The sequence below is a fragment of the Arachnia rubra genome (assembly GCF_019973735.1).
GTDB classification, from domain to species: Bacteria; Actinomycetota; Actinomycetes; order Propionibacteriales; family Propionibacteriaceae; genus Arachnia; species Arachnia rubra.
The window spans coordinates 1,214,373-1,239,938 of the sequence record NZ_AP024463.1; the positions used below are offsets into that span (position 1 = coordinate 1,214,373).

Annotated in this window: 21 protein-coding genes, 1 rRNA gene and 1 pseudogene; 17 read left to right on the forward strand and 6 right to left on the reverse strand. The window is 64.7% G+C overall.

Features of this window, described 5'->3' with window-relative positions; translation table 11 throughout:
• Nucleotides 1-13: 13 nt before the first annotated feature.
• The 3 genes from SK1NUM_RS05535 to SK1NUM_RS05545 all read right to left on the reverse strand — a co-directional run bounded on the left by SK1NUM_RS05535 (nucleotide 14) and on the right by SK1NUM_RS05545 (nucleotide 2,881).
• Nucleotides 14-1,510, reverse strand: coding sequence for an IS1634 family transposase (locus tag SK1NUM_RS05535; RefSeq protein WP_422388885.1), 1,497 nt, complete (start codon nucleotides 1,508-1,510; stop codon nucleotides 14-16).
• Nucleotides 1,511-1,574: 64 nt separating this feature from the next.
• Nucleotides 1,575-1,826: an ATP-binding cassette domain-containing protein gene (locus SK1NUM_RS05540; protein ID WP_212326377.1), complete on the reverse strand. Its 252-nt coding sequence runs from the start codon at nucleotides 1,824-1,826 to the stop codon at nucleotides 1,575-1,577.
• The gene (locus SK1NUM_RS05545) at nucleotides 1,826-2,881 is read right to left on the reverse strand and encodes a FecCD family ABC transporter permease (protein ID WP_212326379.1); all 1,056 of its coding nucleotides are present in this window, start codon (nucleotides 2,879-2,881) and stop codon (nucleotides 1,826-1,828) included. The genes SK1NUM_RS05540 and SK1NUM_RS05545 overlap by 1 nt, the downstream gene beginning before the upstream one ends.
• Nucleotides 2,882-3,143: 262 nt before the next feature.
• On the opposite strand from SK1NUM_RS05545, the gene SK1NUM_RS05550 reads away from it, so the two are divergent.
• The 9 genes and pseudogenes from SK1NUM_RS05550 to SK1NUM_RS05590 all read left to right on the forward strand — a co-directional run bounded on the left by SK1NUM_RS05550 (nucleotide 3,144) and on the right by SK1NUM_RS05590 (nucleotide 12,229).
• Nucleotides 3,144-4,250: a suppressor of fused domain protein gene (locus tag SK1NUM_RS05550; RefSeq protein ID WP_212326381.1), complete on the forward strand. Its 1,107-nt coding sequence runs from the start codon at nucleotides 3,144-3,146 to the stop codon at nucleotides 4,248-4,250.
• Nucleotides 4,251-4,447: 197 nt separating this feature from the next.
• Nucleotides 4,448-5,164, forward strand: a complete 717-nt coding sequence (gene infC / locus SK1NUM_RS05555) for a translation initiation factor IF-3 (protein ID WP_212326389.1) — start codon at nucleotides 4,448-4,450, stop codon at nucleotides 5,162-5,164.
• Between the two features lie 34 nt (nucleotides 5,165-5,198).
• Nucleotides 5,199-5,405, forward strand: coding sequence for a 50S ribosomal protein L35 (rpmI, locus tag SK1NUM_RS05560; RefSeq protein WP_212326391.1), 207 nt, complete (start codon nucleotides 5,199-5,201; stop codon nucleotides 5,403-5,405).
• A 64-nt stretch (nucleotides 5,406-5,469) separates the two neighbouring features.
• On the forward strand, nucleotides 5,470-5,838 hold the full coding sequence (rplT, locus tag SK1NUM_RS05565) for a 50S ribosomal protein L20 (protein ID WP_212326393.1): 369 nt from the start codon (nucleotides 5,470-5,472) through the stop codon (nucleotides 5,836-5,838).
• The gene (locus tag SK1NUM_RS05570) at nucleotides 5,839-6,645 is read left to right on the forward strand and encodes a TrmH family RNA methyltransferase (RefSeq protein WP_212326395.1); all 807 of its coding nucleotides are present in this window, start codon (nucleotides 5,839-5,841) and stop codon (nucleotides 6,643-6,645) included.
• 235 nt (nucleotides 6,646-6,880) lie between these two features.
• Entirely contained in the window at nucleotides 6,881-7,990 is a 1,110-nt protein-coding gene (pheS, locus tag SK1NUM_RS05575) for a phenylalanine--tRNA ligase subunit alpha (RefSeq protein WP_212326410.1), read from the forward strand.
• Nucleotides 7,987-10,483 (forward strand): annotated as a pseudogene (pheT, locus tag SK1NUM_RS05580) (phenylalanine--tRNA ligase subunit beta). The gene pheS and the pseudogene pheT overlap by 4 nt, the downstream one beginning before the upstream one ends.
• A gap of 28 nt (nucleotides 10,484-10,511) precedes the next feature.
• Complete coding sequence (locus SK1NUM_RS05585) at nucleotides 10,512-11,609, forward strand: cytochrome P450 (protein WP_212326414.1); 1,098 nt, start codon at nucleotides 10,512-10,514, stop codon at nucleotides 11,607-11,609.
• 47 nt (nucleotides 11,610-11,656) lie between these two features.
• The gene (locus SK1NUM_RS05590; protein ID WP_212326419.1) at nucleotides 11,657-12,229 is read left to right on the forward strand and encodes a TetR family transcriptional regulator; all 573 of its coding nucleotides are present in this window, start codon (nucleotides 11,657-11,659) and stop codon (nucleotides 12,227-12,229) included.
• 1 nt (nucleotide 12,230) lies between these two features.
• Here the strand turns inward: SK1NUM_RS05590 and leuS are convergent, their stop codons facing one another.
• Complete coding sequence (gene leuS / locus SK1NUM_RS05595; protein WP_212326420.1) at nucleotides 12,231-15,065, reverse strand: leucine--tRNA ligase; 2,835 nt, start codon at nucleotides 15,063-15,065, stop codon at nucleotides 12,231-12,233.
• Nucleotides 15,066-15,191: 126 nt separating this feature from the next.
• On the opposite strand from leuS, the gene argC reads away from it, so the two are divergent.
• Genes argC through argH form a run of 6 tightly spaced genes read left to right on the forward strand, consistent with a single transcriptional unit; the run spans nucleotide 15,192 to nucleotide 21,350 of the window.
• Complete coding sequence (argC, locus tag SK1NUM_RS05600; protein WP_223927837.1) at nucleotides 15,192-16,223, forward strand: N-acetyl-gamma-glutamyl-phosphate reductase; 1,032 nt, start codon at nucleotides 15,192-15,194, stop codon at nucleotides 16,221-16,223.
• Complete coding sequence (gene argJ, locus SK1NUM_RS05605; protein WP_212326423.1) at nucleotides 16,220-17,371, forward strand: bifunctional glutamate N-acetyltransferase/amino-acid acetyltransferase ArgJ; 1,152 nt, start codon at nucleotides 16,220-16,222, stop codon at nucleotides 17,369-17,371. Before argC ends, argJ begins: the two co-directional genes overlap by 4 nt.
• A complete protein-coding gene (gene argB, locus SK1NUM_RS05610) occupies nucleotides 17,368-18,270 on the forward strand; it encodes an acetylglutamate kinase (RefSeq protein ID WP_212326426.1) in 903 nt (300 codons plus the stop codon). Before argJ ends, argB begins: the two co-directional genes overlap by 4 nt.
• Nucleotides 18,267-19,439, forward strand: a complete 1,173-nt coding sequence (locus tag SK1NUM_RS05615) for an acetylornithine transaminase (RefSeq protein ID WP_212326428.1) — start codon at nucleotides 18,267-18,269, stop codon at nucleotides 19,437-19,439. The genes argB and SK1NUM_RS05615 overlap by 4 nt, the downstream gene beginning before the upstream one ends.
• Nucleotides 19,432-19,944, forward strand: coding sequence for an arginine repressor (locus SK1NUM_RS05620; protein WP_223927838.1), 513 nt, complete (start codon nucleotides 19,432-19,434; stop codon nucleotides 19,942-19,944). Before SK1NUM_RS05615 ends, SK1NUM_RS05620 begins: the two co-directional genes overlap by 8 nt.
• On the forward strand, nucleotides 19,941-21,350 hold the full coding sequence (gene argH / locus SK1NUM_RS05625; protein WP_212326429.1) for an argininosuccinate lyase: 1,410 nt from the start codon (nucleotides 19,941-19,943) through the stop codon (nucleotides 21,348-21,350). The genes SK1NUM_RS05620 and argH overlap by 4 nt, the downstream gene beginning before the upstream one ends.
• 82 nt (nucleotides 21,351-21,432) lie before the next feature.
• Here the strand turns inward: argH and SK1NUM_RS05630 are convergent, their stop codons facing one another.
• On the reverse strand, nucleotides 21,433-21,759 hold the full coding sequence (locus SK1NUM_RS05630; protein ID WP_212326431.1) for a hypothetical protein: 327 nt from the start codon (nucleotides 21,757-21,759) through the stop codon (nucleotides 21,433-21,435).
• Nucleotides 21,743-22,054 carry an ArsR/SmtB family transcription factor gene (locus SK1NUM_RS05635; protein ID WP_212326433.1) on the reverse strand — a complete coding sequence of 104 codons (312 nt, stop codon included), beginning with the start codon at nucleotides 22,052-22,054 and terminating at the stop codon, nucleotides 21,743-21,745. Before SK1NUM_RS05635 ends, SK1NUM_RS05630 begins: the two co-directional genes overlap by 17 nt.
• A gap of 92 nt (nucleotides 22,055-22,146) precedes the next feature.
• Between SK1NUM_RS05635 and tyrS the strand changes: the two genes are divergently transcribed.
• Complete coding sequence (gene tyrS, locus SK1NUM_RS05640) at nucleotides 22,147-23,406, forward strand: tyrosine--tRNA ligase (protein WP_212326435.1); 1,260 nt, start codon at nucleotides 22,147-22,149, stop codon at nucleotides 23,404-23,406.
• Between the two features lie 606 nt (nucleotides 23,407-24,012).
• A 16S ribosomal RNA gene (locus SK1NUM_RS05645) occupies nucleotides 24,013-25,537 on the forward strand.
• Nucleotides 25,538-25,566: the final 29 nt, after the last annotated feature.

The following is a 25,566-nucleotide window of genomic DNA, read 5'->3' on the forward strand; positions in this document are numbered from 1 at the left end:
TGACTTGGCTCATTTAGTGTCGTTCCCGGGTGTTGTGGATGGCGTCGAGCCAGGCTTGGATGTTGTCGGGGATGGGGTCTTCAGCGGTGACGATGGCGTCGCCGGCTTGGATGTCGATGGTTCGGTAGCGGCGTAGTGTCTTGACCAGGGTCTTCAAGCTGACTTTGGTGGTGGCCTCCAACCAGCGAGCGACGGCGAGGGCGGCGAACACGATGGTGAGGTGGGCCTCGATCGAGTCTTTCAGGTGGTGGTAGATCGGGCGGGCTTTCAGATCGGATTTGCTCATCCGGAACGACTTCTCGATCTGCCACAACTGGTGGTAGGCGCCGATCACGTACTCCGGCCTCGGGTCAGCCAGGTTCGTGATGTATCCCTTCCAGCCAGCCAGCGCTTTGGCTTTGGCCTCCAAGTCCCGGTTCACCGATTTCTGTGCGCCGGTGAGAGTGATGAACCGGTTCCGTTTCACCGGGATCTTCCCCGCGACCACGCGTTCGGCCTTGCTGACCTGCTCGCTGATACCGCGCAACGTCCGGCGTGCTCGGTCGGCCCGGTACTGGTAGTAGATCGTCTCTGTCACTGCTGCCCCGGCCGGGCCCCTCGACCAGGGTTGAGTCAGGGTCAGCCCGTCAGGGGGCTGCTGACCGGAATGGGTCTTCAGCCACTCCCGCACGATGTAGGGGACCTCGGGAATCTTCTGACCCACGATGAACCGCAACCCCGCCCCGGACAACGCCCGCAGGTTCCCGTCAGACAACATGCCCGCATCAGCCACCACCGTCACCTCCGGCAGGGCGTGAGCGGCCTGGAACGCCTGGAGCGACGGGATGATCGTGGTCGTCTCCGCACGGTTACCCTCGAACGCCTCCACCATCAACGGGAACCCCCGCGCGTCGGTCAACAACCCGATGGTGATCTGGGGTTCCAAGCGGCGTTCCTTGCTGTATCCGGGTTCCCGGAACCCGTCCCCAACATCAGTCTCAAAGTAGAGCGTGCTCACGTCGTACAACACCAAGGTGGCAGGCCCCAACCCCACATGCGCTGCGCACGCGGACGCTATCTGCTGCCGCCACGCCGGCTCGGCATACACGGCGAGCCGACGCTTCACCGTCGCGTAGCCGCAAGGCCGAACCCCGATCTCTTCGAGCACCCGCAAGGTCTCCAACTTGCTGGCCGGCTCGATCAACCGGCCCAGCACCAACTGCTTGAAAACCTCGTCACCACCACTGGCGGTATCGAACCCGAGCCGTTCAAACCCGACCGACAAGGCATTCCACAAGTGCTCCGCCCGCGACCGCCGGATCGGTAGCGCCCGCCGTCGTGGCTGCCCGTCCCCGAAATCGAGTTCGTCCTGACCAGCGGCGATCATGCGTTGCCGCGCCACCGCTTTCAACACCTCAACATCCTCCGGTGTGTGTGCCGACCCGATGTGATCCATCGACCGCGATCCACGAGACGACGACCACACCACCTGAACCGCCGTCGCCCCCGACGCGGTCTTCACCGTCCTCACATACGGACTCACCCCAACAGGCTAAAACACCCCCGATTAGTGCACACCACACCAACCAAAACCCCTAGCCAACACCCCCTCCAACCCCAAAAACACCAAACATGAGCCAAGTCAGGTGGACGTCGCGGCCGTCGATCACCACTTTTCCGGTGATGATCGGGTTCAGGCGGAGAACTGCCTTGAACAGAGTCGTCTTCCCGATCCCGTTTGGACCCAGCAGGCAGAGAACAGAGCCCGAGTCGATGCTGGTGCTGAACCCCTTCACCACAGCCTTGCCGTGGTATCCACAGGACACGTTCTGAATCTCTAGCCGCATCACACCCAGTCCCTCCGGCCCTGGAAGAGCAGATAGATGAACAGCGGTGCCCCGATGAGGGAGGTGACGATCCCGACCGGCATCTCGCCTGGTAGCAGAAGCCGCACCGTGTTGTCGACCAGCAGCATGAACAGGCCACCGGCAAGCAGGCAACTTGGCAGCAGATAACGGTAATCAGGGCCGACTATGAGGCGCATCAGATGGGGCAGGATCAGACCGACCCAGCCGATGTTTCCGCAGAGGGTCACAGTCGCTGCCGTCAGGACCGTCGCGCAGCAGATGATGATCAGCCGCGTCCTGCGGACGTCTACGCCCATCGTTTGAGCCTCTTCCTCACCGAAGGAGAGCACATTCATGCGATGCCGCAGCAGCATCAGCGGTACGCTTCCCAGCGCCATCGCCACCGCAAGTACGAGCAGGCTGTTCCAGTTGCTTGAGCGTGCGAAGCTGCCCATGAGCCAGAAGACGATTGCGGGCAACTTGTCATTGGAGTCGGCGATGTATTTGATGAGGCTGGTGAAAGCCGAGAAGATCGGCGAGATCACAACCCCGGCCAGCACCAGCACCAGGAGCTTCGACGAGCCTCGGCCGATGAGGCGTCCCAGCAGGAGGACGATTGCCACGGCTCCCAGCCCGAAGGCGAAGGCCACCCCCTGCATCACCCAGAGGGAAGCTCCCAGCAATAGGCACAGGATCGCACCCGTGGAGGCGCCCGAAGAGACCCCGAGGATGTCGGGCGAAATCATGGGATTACGTAGCAGGCCTTGGTACGCCGCTCCAGAGACCGCAAGGGATCCACCCGCCATCAGGGAAAGCAGCAGCCTCGGGATCCGGATCACAGTGAGGACGTACAGGGCTTGGCTGTTCTCCTGCGCCACTCCCTGGCCTGTGGCCAGGTCCACGCAGATGCTTATCAACTGTTCCAGAGGAGTCGCATAGCTTCCCGTTGTCATTGCAGCCAGCAGAGTGATCGCGATCAGCGCCACGAGGATGGGGATCACTGGAATCTCGTGACGGGTCTTCTCCCGGCCGACGGGAGCGATGCGCTGCTTCATTACACAGATCTAACTGCATATGCGTTTGACATGCGATGTACCTTCCGCAAATGAGGAAAGAAGTCTAACTCAGGCTAGTGTGCGCCAAGGCCTGTCTTGGGTGATCCGGAGATGTTTGAAAGCCGGAGGCAAGTGATCGGTTGACCTGGGCATGCCAGGCGCCGTACCAGGCCAGCGAGTGTCGTCGCACGATCTGGCGCGCTTCTTGCCGAGCCCTGTCAGCGAGGCACCTTCTGATACCCCTGGTCGATATGGTTGCGCAGTGGGATTTTTGAAGGGACTATTTGGCCGGGAGTCGACGCTTGCCCAGGGCGGAGAGGGCCAGACGGACCCCAGCCCGGGGTGGGACGCCATCACCAAGGCCTGTGAACGGGTCTACCCCGGCCAGAGCGATCCGCTTCACTTTGACATGCTGGTCCCGGCCTTCCTTGACGACGGCAATCCGCTGCATGGCATCTCTGTCTATCGCGCGGCTGGGCCCCGCCCGCACTGGCACTATGTCACCTATGGGCTGACCGACCTCTTCGGCCAGCAGGAGGGGTCCGGTGATAACGGGGTGTCCGGCTGGGGTTTCGAGCTGACCTTCAGGCTCGCGGATGACGAGGCCATGAAGGCCCGGCAGGCGCCCACCTGGCCACTCAACATGCTGCAATATCTTGCAGGTTATGTCGCTCGCACCGGCAACGGGTTCGCGCCGAATCACCACCTGGACGCAAATGGGCCCATCGTGCCGGGCGAGGAGACCACGCAGACTGCCCTCGGCTTCATTGAGGATCCCGACTTGGGCAGTATCGAGACCTCCAGCGGGACCATCCAGTTCGTGCAGCTTGTGGGCCTCACGCAGGAGGACCTGGAGGATGCCAACAACTGGGATGCCGGCAGACTGTTCGCGCTGCTGGTCAAGGCCTATCCGAAAGGCGTCACAGTCCTGAGACGTGCCTCGTTGCGGGCCGATCCCCAGGCAGCGTCCCAGATCTTGGAAGGCCGTAAGAAGGACGGCTCGCAGATGGGGCAGGTCTTCATCGATGTTCTCCACGTGGCCGCTGAGGACAATATGACGGTTGTCGGCATCGGGGCCCGGACCGCAGGGTTCCTCGGGGAGCGGCTGAACAACCGGCTGCCCCACGGCCGTGAGTTCCTGCTCCACAGTCCTGACGCCGAGTTGCTCTTCCTGCCTGGCGACCGGACGGGGGTCCAGGTGGGCCAGGCGGAGGCCACGCTGACCCTCGATCCCGCGGACCTGTCGCGGCTGGCCGCCACACTCAAGGCGCAGGCGGGGCACTACATGGCTCCGGAGGGTGTCGTGTGGCAGGTGGAGCGTACCGAGATCACCGATGAGGACGGCAATGTCATCGAAACCATCGGATGATCCTTCCTGCGGGGTCCTCCATTTGGTTCTTGGACTTTGGCAGGGTATTCTTTCTCGCCGTTGACAGCGACGTGAAAGCGTTCGCCCGTGAAGTGGAGGCCTGACTTCCCACCCTGCTCGCCTCGGCGTCTGGGTCATACTGCACGCTGTGGCGTGCTCGTCAGGCCTTCGCGCATGCGCGAAGGCCTTCGTCGTGAATGCTGACATCAGACACGACAATCTTGGAGGAACTCATCAGCACTGAACCCCGGATCAACGAACGCATCCGAGTACCCGAAGTCCGGCTCGTGGGCCCGAAGGGTGAGCAGGTCGGCATCGTGCGTCTCGAGGACGCCCTTCGCCTCGCAGTGGAGAGCGATCTCGATCTAGTCGAGGTGGCGCCTCAGGCGCGCCCCCCGGTTGCAAAGCTGATGGACTACGGCAAGTTCAAGTACGAGGCCGCACAGAAGGCGCGGGACGCCCGGCGTAACCAGTCGAATACCATCACCAAGGAAATGAAGCTCCGTCTCAAGATCGACAATCACGATTACGAGACGAAGAAGGGTCATGTCGTCCGGTTCCTGAAGGCCGGGGACAAGGTGAAGATCACCATTATGTTCCGTGGGCGTGAGCAGTCTCGCCCGGAATTGGGCATCGACCTGTTGAAGCGGCTGGCGGACGACGTCACCGAGTTCGGTTTCGTGGAGTCCGCGCCTAGACAGGACGGCCGGAACATGCTCATGGTCCTCGGCCCCACCAAGAAGAAGACCGAAGCCAAGGCCGAACAGGCCGAGGAGCGGGACCGCCGCATGGAGCAGCGCAGGGCTGACGCCGAGGCGGAGAAAGCCGAGGAGGCCCGGATCAGGGCCGCTGCCCGGCCCTCCAAGAAGAAGCGCGGTCCCGCCGACAACATGGATCCCGACATCGACCTGTGACCCAGGCCGATCATCACTAGAAAGCGAGCCAACAATGCCGAAGATGAAGTCGCATTCGGGTGCCAAGAAACGTTTCAAGGTCACCGGATCGGGCAAGCTGATGCACCGCCAGGCGAACCTGGGCCACCTCAACGCCCACAAGCCCTCCAAGCGGCTGCGTCGCCTCAAGGGCAACACCGAGCTGGCCGGCTCTGACCTCAAGCAGGCCAAGGCGCTCCTCGGCGGCTACCCTGGCCGCTGAGCCCCTCCCGACCCCAAGTACACCAGTGGGCCGGGCATGACCGGCCGAAGAACAAGGAGTAACCATGGCACGCGTGAAGCGTTCTGTGAATGCGAAGAAGAAGCGCCGTGAAGTGCTGGAGCTGGCCTCCGGCTATCGCGGCCAGCGCTCGCGTCTGTACCGCAAGGCGAAGGAGCAGGTTCTCCACTCCGCCACCTACGCCTATCGTGACCGCCGCGCCAGGAAGGGCGATTTCCGCGCCCTGTGGATCCAGCGCATCAACGCCGCAGCCCGCGCGCAGGGCCTGACCTACAACCGTTTCATCAACGGCCTGAAGAACGCCGGGGTAGAGGTGGACCGCAAGATCCTCGCCGACCTGGCCGTCACGGACACGGAGGCCTTCGCCGCGCTGGTCGCCGTTTCCCGCGCGAACCAGACCCCGGCTGCCGCCTGAATGGTCCATACCCCGAACGCAGCACGCGAGCTTCCCAGCTCCGTGCTGCGTTCCATTCGCCGGCTGACCCATCGCCGTGGCCGTGGTCTCGCGGGAGAGTTCCTCGCGGAGGGAAGGCAAGCGGTGCGGGAGGCGCTGGCCGCTGATGGGGTCGTCACCGGCGTGATAGTCGTCGACCCGGAGCGCCACGCCGACCTCCTCGACGGTTTGGAGGTGCCCGTCTGGCAGGGCACCGAGGCCGCGATGCGGCAGCTCTCAGACACCGTGACCCCGCAGGGGATCGTCGCAGTCTGCCGGCAGCTGAGCTTCGGCTGGAGAGATGTCGCCGACGCCCAGCTGCTGGTGATCTGCGCACAGGTCCGTGATCCCGGGAACGCCGGTACCGTGATCCGCTGCGCCGACGCCTTCGGCGCGGACGGCGTGATTCTCACCTCCGGCTCGGTGGAGCCATGGAACCCGAAGACGGTGCGGGCATCCGTCGGGTCGTTGTTCCACCTGCCGATTCTCACTGGCATCGAACTGGCTGATGCCATCGCTCATGTCCGCTCCCGGGGGATGCAGGTGCTGGCAGCGGACGGCGACGGTGAGCCTCTGGACCTGCTCGCCGCCTCAGGTGGCCTGGCCAAGCCGTCGGCCTGGCTGATGGGGAACGAGGCCTGGGGTCTGCCGGCCGAGGACGCAGCCCTGGCGGATCAGGTGGTTGCGATCCCGATGTGGGGAGCGGCGGAGAGCCTGAACCTGTCCTCAGCCGCCGCCATCTGCCTGTACCAGACTGCCTCCGCGCAGCGCCGCCGGGAGCTTCGGTAAGGCCGCGGGGACGAGAGCGTACAAAGCCAGAGCATGATCCAAACCGTCGACACTGGTTCTGATGCCCAACTCACCATCACCCTTTGCTCAGTTTGCTCAGTGCCGGGGGAAGGCCCCCGAGGCGCCCCGCACGCCATATATTTCCTTTCTCAACCATCTCAACGACGGCGGTGCGGCTATCCCCGCCAGCAGCGGTTCTTCTACACTCGATTGCTGTATCTGGAAGGGGAACTCCATGTCAGGTTCGAACGACAACTCCGATCCACAGCAGGCGCCGGCTCTTGAGGCCGCAGCCGTCGAGGGCTATGTCGCCGACGCGTTGTCCGCTGTTGCCGCAGCCACGTCGACGGCAGAGCTGAAACAGGTTCGTATCGATCATGCGGGAGATCGTTCTCCACTGGCCCTGGCGAACCGCCAGATCGGTGGCTTGCCACCCGCCGCGCGCAAGGAGGCCGGCGCGCGGGTGGGCAGGGCGCGTGGCCAGGTGAGCCAGGCGATCGCGGCACGACAGCGGGAGCTGGCGGAGGAGGAGCTGGCCCAGGCCCTGGTCACCGAGCGCATCGACATGACTCTGCCCGCCGATGTGCTGCCGCGTGGGGCGTTGCATCCCATCACCAAGATGATCGACGACATGTGCGATGTGTTCGTCGCCATGGGCTGGGAGGTGGCCGAGGGGCCCGAGCTGGAGGCCGAATGGTACAACTTCGATGCCCTCAACCTCGGGGTCGACCATCCTGCCCGCGGCGAGCAGGACACCCTGTGGGTGGAGCCGGCGAATGGCGGCAAGCTGCTGCGCACCCAGACCTCGCCCGTGCAGGTCCGTGCCATGCTGGAGCGCGGTCTTCCCCTCTACATCGTCAGCCCCGGCAAGGTGTTCCGCGCCGACGAGTATGACGCGACCCACCTGCCCGTCTTCCATCAGCTTGAGGGGCTCGTGGTGGACAAGGGCATCTCCATGGCGGACCTGCGCGGGGTGCTGGATCACTTCGCCAAGGCACTGTTCGGGGACGTCACCACGCGGATGCGCCCCCACTACTTCCCATTCACGGAGCCCTCGGCCGAGGTCGACTTCCAGTGCTTCGTCTGCCATGGTGAATCCGTCGGCAACCCCGACCGTCCCTGCCGGACGTGCCGTTCCGAGGGATGGATCGAATGGGCAGGCTGTGGCGTCGTGAATCCACGCGTGCTGCGGGCCTGTGGAATCGATCCCGAGGTCTATTCCGGCTTCGCCTTCGGCATGGGAATCGACCGCACCGTCATGTTCCGCACCGGTGCCCCCGACCTGCGTGACTTCGTCGAAGGCGACGTCCGTTTCTCCCTCTCCGCCAATGGAGGTGCCCGATGAAAGCCCCGATCTCATGGCTGCGCGAGCTGGTGAACCTTCCCGAGGGGATCGGTACCAAAGAGATGGCCGACGCATTCACCGCGCTGGGACTGACGGTCGAGCACATCGAGGCGACTGGTGCCGAGGTCACCGGGCCCCTCGTGATCGGACGTGTCCTCAGCCTCACCGAGGAGCCCCAGAAGAACGGCAAGACCATCCGGTACTGCCGCGTCGATGTCGGTGCCCACAATGCCCCGGCCGATGATCAGTATCCCGCCTCGCGCGGCATTGTCTGCGGGGCGTCGAACTTCGCCGCCGGCGACCTGGTGGTTGTCGCATTGCCCGGCGCGGTGCTGCCTGGGGACTTCCGCATCTCGGCGCGCAAGACCTATGGGCACATCTCCGACGGCATGATCTGTGCGGAGGATGAGATCGGCCTGGGGGAGGACCACAACGGCATCATCGTGGTTCCTGAGTCCTCAGGTCTGCATCCGGGTGACGATGCCCTGGCGGCGCTGTGGACCCAGGACGAGGTGCTGGACATCGAGGTAACCCCGGACTTATCGCATGGCCTGTCCCTGCGGGGCCTGGGTCGTGAGCTGGCCGTGGTCACTGGGGTTCCCTTCAGCGACCCCTACGACCAGCCGCTTCCCGCCCCGGTCTCCGATGGCTACCCGGTGGAGCTGGACTCTGACCGCTGCCGACTGTTCGTCGCACTGACCATCGAGGGTTTCAACCCGGCTGCTCCGACGCCCCGGTTCATGGCGGACCGGCTGCGGGCCTGCGGGGTGCGGTCTATCTCCCTGCCCGTGGATGTCACCAACTATGTGATGCTTGAGTCCGGGCAGCCGCTGCATGCGTACGACGCGGCCAAGCTGCAGGGCACCATCCGGGTGCGACTCGCCACCGAGGGGGAAGAGATCACCACCCTCGACGGTCTCCGGCGCACCCTGACAGCCGAGGACTTGCTGATCACCGACGACTCCGGACCGATCGGGATCGCGGGCGTCATGGGAGGGGAGACGACGGAGGTCTCACCGGAGACCACGACCATCGTCCTGGAGGCCGCGAACTTCGCTCCGGCCAGTGTCTCCCACACCTTCCGGCGGCACGGGCTGCCGTCGGAGGCATCCAAGCGATTCGAGCGTGCCGTGGACCCGGGGCTCTGCTATGCCGCGGCCCGGCGGGCAGCTGATCTGCTGGTTGAACATGGCGGCGGGCAGGTGCGTGGCGACATCACGGTCGCCGGGCAGGCGCCGGCCGCGAATCGCATCGACCTGAGAGCCGGCCTGGTTTCCTCGGTCCTCGGAGCCGAGGTGGAGCTCGAGGAGACCCTCCGGGTGTTGGAGGCCGGTGGCTGCCTAGTCACGGCGCTCGGCGACTCCCTTACGGTCCAGGCTCCGACCTGGCGTCCCGATCTGCGGGATCCCTATGACATCGTGGAGGAAGTCGGACGCAAGATCGGCTACCACCGGATCGGCAGCCGGCTTCCTGCGTCTCCCGCCGGCAGGGGCTTGACAAGAGCCCAGCGTGCCCGGCGCGCCGCCCTGCGTGCCGCCGCCGCTTCCGGATTCACCGAGGTGCTCAGCCTGCCGTTCATCTCCGATGCCGATCTGGACCGTCTGGGGCTGGCGGAGGACGATCCGCGCCGGACGGTGGTGCGGCTGGCGAATCCCCTGGCCGAGACCAGCCCTTATCTTCGCACCACGCTGCTTCCAGGGCTGTTCGCGGCGGTTGTCAAGAACACCTCCCGTTCCCTGCCGGACCTGGCGTTGTTCGAGCGTGGTCTCGTCTACCGCGATGGCGGCACGCCTGCCGCCCCCCCGCCCCGGCGTGACCCAGCGTCCAAGCGACGAGGAGCTCGCAGCGCTGCAGGCCTCCCTGCCCGAGCAGCCGGAGCTTCTCGCCGGGGTTGTCACCGGAGCCTGGCATTCCACAGGCTGGGATGGGCCGGCAGTTGCAGCTGACTGGCGGCATGTGGTCGCCCTCGCCGAATCCGTCGCCCAGGCGACGGGGCATGTGCTCGAACGCCGCAACGCAGATGCCGCGCCCTGGCATCCGGGGCGGTGCGCTGAGCTCCTGCTCAAGGGACAGGTCATCGGTCACGCGGGCGAGCTGCATCCCGAGGTGGTCAAGGCTTTCGGGCTGCCCGCCCGGGCCTGCGCGGTAGAGCTGAACCTCGGTGCCCTGCTGGCGGCCGAGGCTGAGGTTCCCCGCATCGGGCTGCTCTCCGGGTTCCCGCTGGCCAAGGAGGATGTGGCGCTGATTGTCGACGAGGCAACCTCCGCCGAGGCGGTGCGGCAGGCCCTCATGGAGGGGGCAGGTGAGCTGCTGGAGAGCGTCACCCTGTTCGACGTCTACCATGGTGATCAGGTGCCCGAGGGCAAGAAGTCCCTGGCCTTCGCGCTGCGGTTCCGTGCGGACCGCACCCTGACCGACGCGGAGGCCGGCGCCGCTCGTGATGCGGCGGTCGCGGTGGCGGCCAAACGTTGTGACGCCACCCAGCGAGCCTGACGCCGGCATGAAGCAGTAAAGGAGTGATGTGCACGTCTCACGGTCCGCGGGGGAGTGCCCGCTCCGGCAGGAGCATGGGTATCTGAGGGTTGTGGGACATCCCGAGGTGGTTGATGTGGTCACCAGTGCCGCCACCTTCTCGAGTGGTGTCTCCCGGTTCCTCCAGGTGCCTAACGGCCTTGATGGCGCGCAGCACGCGATGTTCCGTGCCGTCATCGACCGTTTCTTCACTCACGAGGCCCTCGCTGTTCTGGAGCCCCGGCTCAGGTCTGTGGCACGGCGTCTCGTGGCGAAGCTGCCCAGGGGAGAGGCGACCGACGTGGTCGGCGGCCTCGGGACCCGCTATGCCGTGCAGGCGATGCTCACCTGGCTTGGCTGGGATCCCGGGCTTGAGGAGGAACTTGTCACGTGGGTTGCGGACAATGCCACCGCGACTCGCTCCGGTGAGCTCGAACGCACCCGCACCGTCGCCGAACGTTTCGACGAGATCATCGTCCGTGTGATCGAGCCCCGCCTGGAACGCCTGGACTCGGCGGCCCGGGACGTTACCGACCAGCTGCTGCGGGAGCAGGTGCAGGGCCGGAACCTGAGCCGCGCCGAGCTGGTGTCGATCCTGCGGAACTGGACCGGTGGCGACCTCGGCTCGCTGGCCCTGTGCGTCGGGGTGATCATGCATCAGCTGGCCGCATCCCCGGGCATATGCAAGCAGGTCCGTGACCGTCTCGGCGACGATGAGGCACTGGACAGGGCCATCGACGAGCTGCTGCGTATTGATGACCCCTTCGTCTCCAACCGGCGGGTCGCCCTCCACGGGGCCAGGCTCGCCGGTAAAGACATTGGTGCCGGGCAGCGGATCGTCGTGGACTGGACCCGGGCCAACCGCGACCCACGGGTCTTCATGGATCCTGACGCCTTCAACCCCGAGGAGAACGCCCCCAACAATCTCGTCTATGGCCGGGGACCACATGTGTGCCCGGGGCGTGGCCTGGCGACCCTCGAGCTGCGGATCCTCCTGGAAGAGCTACTTCCGGTCTTCTCCAGCATCGACCTTCCCGTGACGCCGCGAGGGGTGCGCGCCGAGTTCCCGCTCGGCGGCTGGGCGGCCTGTCCCGTGGTCTTTCACTGAACACCCGGCTTCGGGAACGATGATCCCGTGGATGTAGCATTCACAGCGTGCTGACCAGGGGACGGATCGTCGAGGCGGGACTGCGGATCCTCGACGCCTGGGGGCTGGGCGACTTGACGATGCGGCGCGTCGCCGACGAACTCGGGGTCAAGGCCGGGGCCCTGTACTACCACATGCCCAACAAGCAGTCACTGCTCGCGGAGATCGCCGATGTCATCCTGACGCCCGTCGCCGTTCCCCGGGCCACCGACACGGGGGAGTGGCTGCGTCAGTGGTCGCATCATCTACGTGACGCGCTGCTGGCCCACCGTGACGGGGCCGAGCTGGTCTCCTCCGCCGCCGCGCTGGGCATGGGTGCCGTCGACGTAACCCTCGCGGCCCGGGAGCTGCTGGCCGGAAATGGCTATCCCGAGCCCGCGGCAACCATGGCCACCTTCCTGCATTTCATCCTGGGACACGTCATGGCAGAGCAGACCCGCGTCCAGCTGGCCACCCTCGGGGTCCTTGAGGGTTTCGACGAGCACGCCTCCAGGACCGATTTCAGCCACGGAGTGGAGCTGCTGGTCCGCGGCGTCACCACCAGCCAGCAGCCTGAGGATTTTCCCTCCCGCTCGCAGTGAACTAGGCGGGTACGACGTTCACCAGCTTAGGAGCCCGCACGATCACCTTCCGGACGCCGCCTTGGATCTCCTTGGCGATGCGCGGGTGTGCAAGCGCCAGCTCGCGTAGCTCGTCCTCGGTGATCGAGGTCTTCACCTCCAGCTGGGCTCGCAGCTTGCCGCGTACCTGCACGACAGCGGTGATGGTGTCCTCGGCGACCAGCTCGGGATCCGCCACGGGGAAGGGCTCATACGCCAGCGATTGATCATGCCCGAGACGGCTCCACAGTTCCTCGGCGATGTGGGGGGCCAGCGGAGCGACCATCAGGATCAACGGCTCCACCGCGGACCGGGGAACCACCTTGAGCTTGGTCAGGGCGGTGTTGTACTCGGTCAGGCGCGCGATGGCGGTGTTAAACGACAGATCCTCGTAATCCCTGTCGACGGCCTCGATGGTCTTGTGCAGGGCGCGCAGCGTGGTGTCGTCGGGATCGATGTCGTCCACGACCAGCTCGCCGGTCTCCTCATCGACCACGTTCCGCCACAGGCGCTGCAGGAACCGCTGGGATCCCACCACCGCCCGGGTCTCCCAGGGCTTCGACTGTGCCAGCGGGCCCATGCCCATCTCGTACAGCCGGAAGGTGTCAGTGCCATAGGCCTGGTACATCTCGTCCGGGGAGACGATGTTCTTCAGCGATTTGCCCATCTTCCCGTATTCACGTTTCACAGCCTGGCCATGCCAGGACCACGTGGTCCCGTCCCCCTCCCCGTGGGATTCGACCTCGGCCGCAGGCACTGCTTGCCCGCGGGAGTCGCGGTAGGCGTAGGCCTGGATGTAGCCCTGGTTGAAGAGCCTGCGGAATGGTTCGGCGGAGGAGACGTGCCCCAGATCGAACAGCACCTTGTGCCAGAACCGGGCGTACAGCAGGTGTAGCACGGCGTGCTCGACGCCACCGACGTACAGATCGACGCCGCCGACGTCGCCCTCGCCCCGTGGACCCATCCAGTAACGCTCCACCTCCTCGTCGACGAAGCGGTTGTGGTTCTCAGGATCCAGGTAGCGCATCTCGTACCAGCAGGAACCGGCCCACTGCGGCATCACGTTCAGCTCACGCCGGTAGGTCTTCAGCCCGTCACCTAGATCCAGCTCGACGGTCGCCCAGCTAGCAGCGCGGGCCAAGGGAGGCACCGGGTCGGAGTCCCGGTCCTCCGGGTCCAAGGCCTTCGGGGAGTAGTCGGTGACCTCCGGTAGCTCTACTGGCAGCATCGACTCGGGCAACGCGACGGGCAGCCCTTGGTCGTCGTAGACGATCGGGAAGGGCTCGCCCCAGTAGCGCTGGCGGCTGAACAGCCAGTCTCGGAGCTTGTAGGTGACGGTTGCCTCGCCCAGGCCTTTGGTCTTCAGCCACCTCGTGATGGAGGCCTTCGCCTCAGCGACATTCATGCCGTTGAGCGAGATCTCGGAGTTGGCGGAGTTGATGACCTCGCCGTCGCCCGTCCAGGCTGAGTTGCCGTCGTGTTCTGGCCCAGGCGTCACGGTGTCGATGATCGGCAGGTTGAAGGCCTTCGCGAAGTCCCAGTCACGCTGGTCGCCCGCAGGGACCGCCATGATCGCGCCCGAGCCGTAGCCCATGGTCACGTAGTCGGCGATGAAGATCGGGAGCTGCCGGCCGTCGACGGGATTGACGGCGAAGAGCCCGGTGAACAGGCCTGTCTTCTCCTTGTCCTCGGCGCGGCGGTCGGCGTCGGTTTTGCGTTCCACCTTGGCCCGGTAGGCGGCGATCGCCTCGGCCGGAGAGGGATACCCCCCGGTCCACGCCGGGTCAGTGCCTGTGGGCCACTCGGAGGCGGCGTTGTCGGCCAGGTGGTGCTCGGGGGCCAGCACCATGAAGGTGGCGCCGAACAGGGTGTCGGGACGCGTGGTGAAAACCTCGATCCGCTCGCCGCTGGCGGCCTCGGTGAAGAAAACCCTGGCGCCCTCGGAACGCCCGATCCAGTTGCGTTGCATCGCCTTGACCTTGTCGGGCCAGTCCAGTTTGCCGAGGTCGGCAAGTAGCCGCTCGGCGTAGGCGGTGATGCGCAGCATCCACTGACTCATGTTGCGTTTGAAGACCGGGAAGTTCCCGATCTCAGAGCGGCCCTCGTTGGTGACCTCCTCGTTTGCCAGCACGGTGCCCAGCCCCGGGCACCAGTTCACGGGAGCGTCGGACAGGTATGCCAGGCGGTGCGAGTCGATGATCCGGCGTCGCTCCAGCTCAGACAACTCGTCCCAGGCCTCACCCGAGGGTGTGGCCCGGGTTCCATCGGCGAACTCCTCGATGAGCTCGTCGATGTGCCGGGCCCTGCCTGCCTCCTCGTCGAACCAGGCGTTGAAGATCTGCAGGAATATCCACTGCGTCCAGCAATAGAAGTCGACATCGGTGGTGGCCACGCTGCGGCGGGCATCGTGTGCCAGGCCCAGCCGCCGCAGCTGGCGCCGCATGATGGCGATGTTCTGGTCGGTGGTGACCCGCGGGTGCTGTCCTGTCTGCACTGCGTACTGCTCGGCGGGTAGGCCGAAGGCATCGTAGCCCAGTGCATGCAGCACGTTGCGGCCCTTCATCCGGTTGAAGCGCGCGAAGGTGTCGGTGGCGATGTAACCCAGCGGGTGACCGACGTGCAGGCCCGCTCCGCTCGGGTAGGGGAACATGTCCAGGATGAAGAGTTTCTCGCCGCGGGCCCGGGCCTTTCCCGGCTCGGCCCAGACCCCGGCGGGATTCGGGGCATGGAATGTTCCCTCGGCCTCCCAGCGATCCTGCCAGTGGGCCTCGATCTCACCGGCCAGTTGTGCGTTGTACCGGTACGACGGCTCACTCATCAGCGTCTCTCCTTCACACTCTCTGCGGGGTCGAGACTATCCCGCCACGATCGGGCCAGTCGACTGAGTCCACGCCGACGACCGGACAATTGGAATATTCATTCGTTTAGCAGCATAATTGCCATTGTGAGTTTCAAGGTTGCCGTCGCAGGATGCACGGGATACGCGGGGGGTGAGGTACTGCGGCTGTTGTTGCAGCATCCTCAGGTGGAAATCGGGGCTTTGACGGGCAGTTCGTCGGTGGGTGGTGCCCTCGGAGAGCATCAGCCTCACCTGGTGCCCCTGGCCAGTCGCGAGATTGCCGCCACCACGGCAGAGAACCTGGCCGGGCACGAGGTTGTCTTCCTGGCGCTGCCGCACGGGGCCAGCGCCGGGATTGCCGGCCAGCTCGGGCCAGATGTGCTGGTCGTCGATGCCGGAGCCGACTTCCGGCTGCGTGACGCGCAGGCCTGGAAACGTTTCTATGGCACGGAACATGCCGGGACCTGGCCCTACGGTCTGCCTGAGCTACCCGGATGCCGTGATGCCCTGCGTGATACCCGCCGGATCGCGGTGCCCGGCTGCTACCCGACGGCTGCGACGCTCGCTCTCTACCCCGCAGTGCGGTGGGGGCTGGTCGATCCGGCGGCCATCACGATCGTCGCGGCCTCCGGCACCTCGGGCGCTGGCAAGAGCGCCAAGCCGCACCTGCTCGGGTCCGAGGTCATGGGCAGCGCCTCCGTGTATGGGGTCGGCGGGGTGCACCGCCACACCCCCGAGATCGTCCAGAACCTCGCCATGGTCACCAGTGAACATGTCAGCGTCTCATTCACCCCGATGCTGGTGCCCATGCCCAGAGGCATCCTCGCGACCTGTTCCGCGCCCGTCGTCGAGGGTGTCACGACTGCCCAGGCCCGGCAGGCCTACGCAGAGGCCTATGCGGATGAGCCTTTCGTGGGCCTGCTGCCGGAAGGCAGCTGGCCCGCGACCGGAGGTGTCATAGGCTCCAACCGCGCCGCCGTGCAGGTCGTCGTCGATGAGGCCGCAGGCCGGCTGATCGCGGTCGCGGCCATCGACAACCTCACCAAGGGCACCGCCGGCGGTGCCATCCAGTCCATGAACCTCGCCCTTGGTCTCGATGAGACCACCGGCCTCAGCGTGATCGGAGTCGCCCCATGAGTGTCACCGCCCCCCAGGGATTCGCGGCCGCCGGAGTGGCATCCGGCATTAAAGCCAGCGGCCGCCTGGATCTTGCCGTCGTCGCCAACCTCGGTCCCCGGTTCGCCGCGGCCGGGGTGTTCACCCGCAACCGGGTCGTCGCGGCCCCGGTCAGGTGGTCCCGGGAGGCAGTCGCCAACGGGCAGCTGCGTGCTGTCGTCCTGAATTCCGGTGGGGCCAACGCCTGCACCGGGCAGCCTGGCCTCACCGATGCCCAGGCCATGGCCGGGGCGACGGCTGCCGCGCTTGGAATGGAGGCCGGGGATGTCGCGGTCTGCTCGACGGGCCTGATCGGCACCCGGCTGCCCATGACGGAAGTCACCTCGGGTATCGGCCGGGCCTGTGTACAGCTCGCGGCCACTGGCGGTGAGGCTGCTGCGACCGCGATCATGACCACCGACACAGTGATCAAGCAATCCGCCCACCAGGATGGGGGATGGACTATCGGTGGCATGGCCAAGGGGGCTGGGATGCTCGCACCCGGGCTGGCGACGATGCTCGTGGTGCTCACCACCGACGCCTCCCTGGAGCCATCAGCCCTGGAGCTGGCCCTACGTGAGGCAACCAGGACCAGCTTCGAGCGCGCCGACGCGGATGGCTGCATGTCCACCAACGACACCGTGCTACTGCTCGCATCCGGAGCCAGCGGTGTCGTACCTAGCCAGGAGGAGTTCACCGCCGCGCTCGGCGGGGTCTGCCAGGACCTGGCCCGTCAACTGATCGCTGACGCCGAGGGCGCGAACCATGAAATCGCAATCGAGGTGGTTGGCGCCGCCACCGTGCGGGACGCCGAGGTGGTGGGGCGTGAGGTGGCGCGCAGCAACCTGTTCAAATGTGCGATCTTCGGTGCTGACCCCAACTGGGGGCGTGTGCTGTCCGCCGTCGGTGTCACTGACGCCGTCTTCGACGCTGACCAGCTGGACGTCTCCTTCAATGGCGTCCAGGTCTGCCGCGGCGGTGGTATCGGCGAGCCCCGGGACCTGGTCGACCTGTCCGGGCGGCAGGTCCATGTCCTGATTGACCTCCACGCGGGTGATGCCACCGCCACCATCCTCACCACCGACCTCACGTACGGATACGTGAAGGAGAATGCGGAGTACTCCTCATGACCCCTCGTGTCACCAGCCCCGACCGTGAGCGGCTGCTGGTCAAGGCCGGCACCCTCATCGAGGCCCTGCCGTGGCTCAGTCAGTTCTCAGGCCAGACTGTCGTCATCAAATACGGTGGCAATGCCATGATCGACGACAGCCTGAAGCGTGCCTTCGCCGAGGACATCGTCTTCCTGCGACGCGTGGGTCTGAAGCCGGTTGTTGTCCACGGTGGCGGTCCCCAGATCAGCTCGATGCTGGAGCGGCTGGGCATCACATCAGAATTCCGCGGCGGTCTCAGGGTGACCACCTCAGAGGCGATGGATGTTGTGCGCATGGTCCTAGTGGGCCAGGTGGGGCGGGAGCTGGTCGGCTTGATCAACGCCCACGCCCCTTTCGCCGTCGGCATGTCCGGCGAGGACGGTGGGCTGCTGCGTGCCCGGCGTCGTGGCCTGGTCGTGGACGATGAGGAAATTGACCTGGGATTTGTCGGTGACGTCGACGCGGTCGACCCGGCGGCACTGCTCGACCTGATCGATGCCGGGCGGATCCCCGTGGTGGCCACCGTCGCACCTGGGCCCGATGGCCGGGTCTACAACGTCAACGCCGATACCGCGGCCTCAGCGCTGGCGGTTGCGCTCGGGGCGAAGCGCCTGGTCATGCTCACCGACGTGGCGGGGCTGTATGCCGACTATCCGGACGAGTCGACCATCATCACCTCCATCACCCCGGGGGAGGTGCGGCAGCTGATGCCGGATCTCACCTCGGGGATGGTGCCCAAGATGGAGGCGTGTGTGCGTGCCGTGGAGGCCGGAGTGCAGTCCGCGACCATCATCGACGGCCGGGTGCCGCACTGCCTGCTGCTGGAGATCTTCACCGACGACGGCGTGGGAACCATGGTCTGCGAGGAGCCGGCATGAGTGGCGAGAACGACCTCAAGAGCCGCTATCAGGCGGTCATGATGAATGCCTTCGGCCCACCTCGGAAGGTCTTCGTCCGTGGTGAGGGCATTCACCTGTGGGACGCCGGGGGGAAGCGCTACGTCGACCTGCTGGCGGGGATCGCCGTCAACTCCCTGGGCCACGGCCATCCTGCTGTCGTGGAGGCTGTCACCAGCCAGTTGAACACTCTCGGGCATATCTCCAACTTCTTCGCATCCGAGGCACAGATCCGGCTGGCCGAGCGTCTCGCCGCCGCAGCAGGGGGCGGCAAGGTGTTCTTCGCCAATTCGGGAGCCGAGGCCAACGAGGCCGCGTTCAAGCTGACCCGTCTGACTGGCCGGACCCGGCTGGTGGCGATGGAGGGTTCCTTCCATGGACGCACTATGGGGGCGCTGGCGGTCACCCACACCGCGAAGTACCGGGAACCCTTCGAACCGTTGCCTGGGGATGTCACCTTCGTGCCCTTTGGAGATGTGTCGGCCCTGGAGACAGCCGTTGACGAGACGGTCGCGGCGGTGGTCCTCGAACCCATCCAGGGCGAGTCCGGGGTGATCCCTGCTCCGGATGGCTACCTGGCCGCGGCACGGCGGATTACCTCCCGCGCCGGGGCCCTGCTGTGGGCTGACGAGGTCCAGACCGGCATCGGGCGCTGCGGAGAGCTCCTGCTCAGCCGGGCGCTGGGGGTGACGGCCGATCTGATCACCGTGGCCAAGGGACTCGGCAACGGTTTCCCGGTCGGTGCCTGCATCGCCACCGGGGCCGCTGCGGAACTGCTGACTCCTGGTGGGCATGGCAGCACCTTTGGCGGCAATCCCGTCGCCGCCGCGGCGGGCAATGCTGTCCTGGACGTGCTGGAGGACGGTCTTCTCGCACATGTACACCGCGTTGGAGACTGGTTTGCCGCTGCGGTGACGGGGCTGCACCACCCGGACGTTGCCGGGGTACGTGGTGCGGGCCTGCTGCGGGGTATCGTGCTGAACCGGGAGGTGGCTCCGCGAGTTGTGGAGCTGGCCCTGTCACAGGGGTGGGTGCTGAACGCTCCGCGTCCTGACGTGCTGCGGGTGGCGCCGCCGCTGATCATCACGGAAGCCGACCTCGAGCCCTTTGTCAACGCCCTGCCTGGATGGTTGGAGAGAACCGATGCCTGAGATGAAACGATCTGCTCGGCTCGCCTTGCTGCGCAGCCTGCTCGAGGAAGGGGAGTTCGCCTCCCAGCATGAGCTGAGCGCTGCACTCGTAGAGCGTGATGTGGAGGTGAGCCAGTCCACACTCAGCAAGGACCTCCTCGTCCTCGGCGCCGTGAAGCGCCGCACCGCCGACGGCAGCCTGGTCTACGCGGTCGGCGACGAGTCGGAGGGTGGGGGAGTGGCGGCCGAGAAACTGGCCCGGCGCTGCGCGGAACTGTTGCAGTCGATACAGCACGCAGCCAACCAGATCGTCGTCAAAACGCCTCCCGGCGCCGCGCAGTTCCTGGCCGCTCACGTCGACAGGGCACGCCTACCAGGGGTGATGGGCACCATCGCGGGTGATGACACCCTGCTGCTGATCACCACGGACGGGGACTCGGCGGCGCGCACTGCAAGCATCATCGCCCACATGACACGCACCGGGAAACCGACGAGACTCCGGAACCTTGGGAGGGAAGAACAGTGACTGAGGGAAGACTCTGGGGTGGGCGATTCGCTGGCGGCCCCGCTGAGGCGATGTCCGAGCTGAGCAGGTCCACCCACTTCGACTGGCGTCTCGCCCCCTACGATATCGCCGGCTCGCGGGCCCACGCCAAGGCCCTCCGGGCGGCCGGGCTGCTGACCGGCGATGAGGCCGCCGCCATGGACGAGGGGCTTGCCGAGTTGCTACGCCGCGTCGCCGCCGGTGAGTTTGTGCCAGCACCGGCCGACGAGGACGTGCATGGTGCGCTCGAACGCGGTCTCAAGGAGATCATCGGCCCTGAGCTCGGGGGACGTCTGAGGGCCGGGCGTTCCCGGAATGACCAGATAGCCACTCTGATCCGAAGCTACCTTCGCGAGGAGGTGCGGGTTTTGGCGCTGGGCATCCTGGAGGTTGTCTCCTCCCTTGGACAGCAGGCGCGGGACAACCTCGGCGCGGTAATGCCGGGACGTACCCATCTGCAGTCAGCCCAGCCCGTGCTACTTAGTCATCATCTGCTGGCACACGCCTGGCCGCTGCTACGTGATGTGGCCCGCCTCCGGGATCTCGATTCCCGCCTGGCAATCAGCCCCTATGGGTCGGCTGCCCTGGCGGGCACCTCGCTTGGGCTGGATCCCGAGCTGGTGGCACACGAACTGGGCTTCACATCCTCAGTTCCCAACTCCATCGACGGCACTGCGGCCCGCGACCTCGTCGCCGAAACCGCGTGGGTCCTGGCCCAAACCGGGGTGGACCTGTCCCGTCTCAGCGAGGACGTGATCCTGTGGTGCACTGCCGAGTTCGGCTTCGCGAGGCTGGCAGACGAGTGGTCCACAGGAAGCTCGATCATGCCGCAGAAGAAGAACCCTGACGTGGCAGAGCTCGCTCGCGGCAAGGCCGGACGCCTCATCGGCAATCTCGCTGGGCTTCTCGCGACGCTCAAGGGAATGCCGCTGGCCTACAACCGCGATCTTCAGGAGGACAAGGAACCTGTCTTCGACGGCCTGGACCAGCTCCGGGTCTTGCTACCCGCCGTCGCAGGGATGATCGCCACGCTCACCTTCGATCGCGATCGCATGGCTGCAGTGGCTCCAGGGGGATTCTCTCTCGCTACCGATGTGGCCGATCATCTGGTGAGGATGCGTGTGCCCTTCGCCGTCGCCCACGAGGTGGCGGGGGAGACGGTGCGATACTGCGAGAGGCGCGGCATCACCCTCCAGGACCTCACTGAGGCCGATCTGCCCGGCATCAGCGAACACCTGGATCCAGGTGTCCTGGAGGTTCTCACCGTCGAGGGCTCGGTGAGCGCCCGTGATGGGCGTGGCGGCACCGCGGAGGCGAGAGTTGCCGAGCAGCTTGAAGAGCTCTCCGCCACCCTGGAGGAGAGCAGAGCCTGGGCCGCAGGCCGGTAACCCCTGAGACGAAAACTACCCCGCTCTTTGTGAGGAGCGGGGTTTCAGATGCGGGGTAGTTCGGAGCTCAGATGATCTTCACTCAGGCGGCGTGACGGCAGGTCGCACAGGTGCAGTCCGCACAGTTGCAGGAAGAGCAGGACGTGCAGTTGCAGGATCCGCAGGAGCAGGCATTATGCGAGCAGTTCTCGCAGGTGCAGTCCTTGCAGGTGCAGGTGGCGCAGTTGTCGGAGCAGTTCCCGCAGGTGCAGGTGGTGCACTCGTCGTAGTGGCCGTCGTGCTCGCGGTGGGCGTGGCCGTCATGGATGTAGTCGACGTGGTCGAAGTGGATCACAGCCTCGTGGCCGCAGGACGGCCCGTGGGTGTGCTTGTGGGTCTCGGCGGAGACGTGCTCAGTGGTCGTGGTCATGGTTTCCCTCCTGGGTGTGTTTCATGGCATCGCCCAGGATGTGGGCGATGTGCTGGTCGCAGATGCTGTACCAGATCCCCTGCCCTTGCCGCCGGGTGGCAACCATCCTGGCGCCACGTAGCACACGCAGGTGCTGGGAGACCATCGGCTGGGCCAGCCCAAGCTCCTCGACGAGCTGGCCCACAGTGCGCTCCTGAACGGACAGCAAGTGCACGATGGCGGCACGAACCGGGTTTGCCAGGGCCTTGAAGAAGGCGCTGACCGATTCATACTCGGAGATCCTCGTGCCGGACATGCCTCTATTCTTATATGCGAATGTTCGCATTGCAACTCCTTGGGGATGAGGCGGGGATGATTCCGTCCTCGAAGCGTGGGTAGGCTGCCCCCGTGAACGCATTGCTTGAGGACCTTTGCTGGCGTGGGCTGATCGCCCACTCAACTGATCTGGACGCCCTGGGGGCGCACCTGGATGATGGTCCCATCAAGTTCTATGTGGGTTTCGATCCGACGGCCCCGAGCCTGCACATGGGCAATCTCGTCCAAGTCCTGCTCGCCCGCCGCCTGCAGCAGGCTGGTCATAAACCGCACCTGCTGGTCGGCGGCGCGACGGGGCAGATCGGCGACCCCAAGGAGACCGGGGAACGGGTCATGAACTCGAAAGAGGTTGTGGCCGGCTGGGTGGAGCGCATCCGCAGCCAGGTAGAGCGCTTTGTCTCCTTCGAGGGCGATAACGCCGCCGTAATGGTCAACAACCTTGACTGGACCTCCGGGATGTCGGTGCTGGACTTCCTGCGGGATGTCGGAAAACATTTCCCAGTGAACCGCATGCTTGCGCGTGACGTGGTGGCCCGGCGGCTGGAGGCTGGGATCAGCTATACGGAGTTCTCCTATGTGCTTCTTCAGTCGATGGACTATCGGGAATTGCATCACCGTTACGGCGTCACGCTCCAGCACGGTGGGTCGGATCAGTGGGGCAATATCACTGCGGGTGTCGAGTTGCTCCGCCGGTCCGAGCAGGCCCGGGTCCACGCCCTGGCGACTCCACTGCTCACTAAGGCGGACGGCACCAAGTTCGGTAAGACCGAGTCTGGCACCGTCTGGCTTGACCGTGAGCTGACGAGTCCCTACGCATTCCATCAGTTCTTCCTGAACGCCGAGGACGCGAAGGTGGTTGACTACCTGAAGGTGTTCAGCTTCCGCTCGCATGAGGAGATCGAGGCGCTGGAGAAGGCCACGGAGAACGAGCCGCACAAACGCCTGGCGCAGAAAGCCCTCGCTGATGACGTCACCGACATCGTCCATGGCATCGACGAGAGAAAGGCCGTCGTGGCCGCGGCGGCGGCCATCTTCGGGAGGGGGGAACTGGCCGAATTGTCCGAGGAGACCCTCGGCGGCATCATGCGTGAGCTCAAGGCCCCCGAGGTGAAGCTGCCCATGCCTCTGGTCGACGCCTTCCTGGTCTCCGGGATCGTCGAGTCGAAGGCTGCTGCCAGGCGGGCGATCCTGGAGGGCGGGGCGTATCTCAACAACGAGAAGGTAACTGACCCTGACTTCGTCCTGACCTCCGACCATCTCCTGGGTGGGCGGTGTGCGATAGTCCGCAGGGGGCGCCGTACCATCGGTGGCATCCAGGTCTCAGCTGCTTGACAAGGCCGCAAACAACCGGGGAAGAAATGGATTTGCATTCTCCGGCAGGGCCCTGTAATGTTCTTCGAGCTCTCGCGGGAAGCCACCATATGCGGATGAACGTGGGAGCCCCAGCTCGGTCATGCGAGCCCGGAGTGAGTGTGTGGTCAGTGAGATCCCACTCAAGGCCTCGGGGGAGCAAAAGTCTGACTTGACGGATACTGAGAGTTGGGTCTAAACTAGATGAGCTTCGGTTAGCCGAAGCGAATCAGATCAAACTGAATCGGCCTCGATTTGACGATTGGGATAAAACCGATTAAGCTTGATTAAGTTGCCGGTTTTTGGTTTCGAATTTTGAGAACTCAACAGCGTGCTTTAAGTCAATGCCAATTTTTTTTGCAGTGTCTGCTGGGGTGATGCTCTGCCTGGTTTGTGGTGGGGTGTTGTTTTGGTGGGTGTTGTTTTTGGGGAATGGATCCTTTTTTGGGTTTGTTTCTTGTTTTTTCCTTTGATTGATGGCCCCTGATTGTGTGTTGGGGGTTTGTTGGTGATTGGGTTCTTTGTTGATTTTTTGGTGCCTGGTGGGTTTGGCCTGATTGTGGGTTGGGTTTGCTGGGTGTTGTTTTTTCAGCGGAGAGTTTGATCCTGGCTCAGGACGAACGCTGGCGGCGTGCTTAACACATGCAAGTCGAACGGTAAGGCCCCTTTTTTTGGGGTGTACGAGTGGCGAACGGGTGAGTAACACGTGAGTAACCTGCCCCAGACTTTGGGATAACAGTTGGAAACGATTGCTAATACTGGATATGAGCTGCTGCCGCATGGTGGTGGTTTGAAAGTTCCGGCGGTTTGGGATGGGCTCGCGGCCTATCAGCTTGTTGGTGAGGTGATGGCTTACCAAGGCTTCGACGGGTAGCCGGCCTGAGAGGGCGACCGGCCACATTGGGACTGAGATACGGCCCAAACTCCTACGGGAGGCAGCAGTGGGGAATATTGCACAATGGACGGAAGTCTGATGCAGCAACGCCGCGTGCGGGATGACGGCCTTCGGGTTGTAAACCGCTTTCATCCATGACGAAGCTTTTGTGACGGTAGTGGGTAAAGAAGCACCGGCTAACTACGTGCCAGCAGCCGCGGTGATACGTAGGGTGCGAGCGTTGTCCGGATTTATTGGGCGTAAAGAGCTTGTAGGCGGTTTGTCGCGTCGGGAGTGAAAACTCGGAGCTTAACTTTGAGCTTGCTTTCGATACGGGCTGACTTGAGGGAGGTAGGGGAGAATGGAATTCCTGGTGGAGCGGTGGAATGCGCAGATATCAGGAGGAACACCGGTGGCGAAGGCGGTTCTCTGGACCTTTCCTGACGCTGAGAAGCGAAAGCGTGGGGAGCGAACAGGCTTAGATACCCTGGTAGTCCACGCCGTAAACGGTGGGTACTAGGTGTGGGGGACATTCCACGTTCTCCGTGCCGTAGCTAACGCATTAAGTACCCCGCCTGGGGAGTACGGCCGCAAGGCTAAAACTCAAAGGAATTGACGGGGCCCCGCACAAGCGGCGGAGCATGCGGATTAATTCGATGCAACGCGAAGAACCTTACCTGGGTTTGACATATGCCGGGAGCGTTCAGAGATGGGCGTGCCTTTTTGGGTCGGTTTACAGGTGGTGCATGGCTGTCGTCAGCTCGTGTCGTGAGATGTTGGGTTAAGTCCCGCAACGAGCGCAACCCTCGTCCAATGTTGCCAGCGGGTTATGCCGGGGACTCATTGGAGACCGCCGGGGTCAACTCGGAGGAAGGTGGGGATGACGTCAAGTCATCATGCCCCTTATGTCCAGGGCTTCACGCATGCTACAATGGCCGGTACAAAGAGCTGCGAGCCTGTGAGGGTGAGCGAATCTCGGAAAGCCGGTCTCAGTTCGGATTGGGGTCTGCAACTCGACCCCATGAAGTCGGAGTCGCTAGTAATCGCAGATCAGCAACGCTGCGGTGAATACGTTCCCGGGGCTTGTACACACCGCCCGTCAAGTCATGAAAGTCGGTAACACCCGAAGCCGGTGGCCTAACCCTTTTTGGGAGGGAGCTGTCGAAGGTGGGACTGGTGATTAGGACTAAGTCGTAACAAGGTAGCCGTACCGGAAGGTGCGGCTGGATCACCTCCTTTCTAAGGAGTTTTTGTGTGCTGCAACGTGT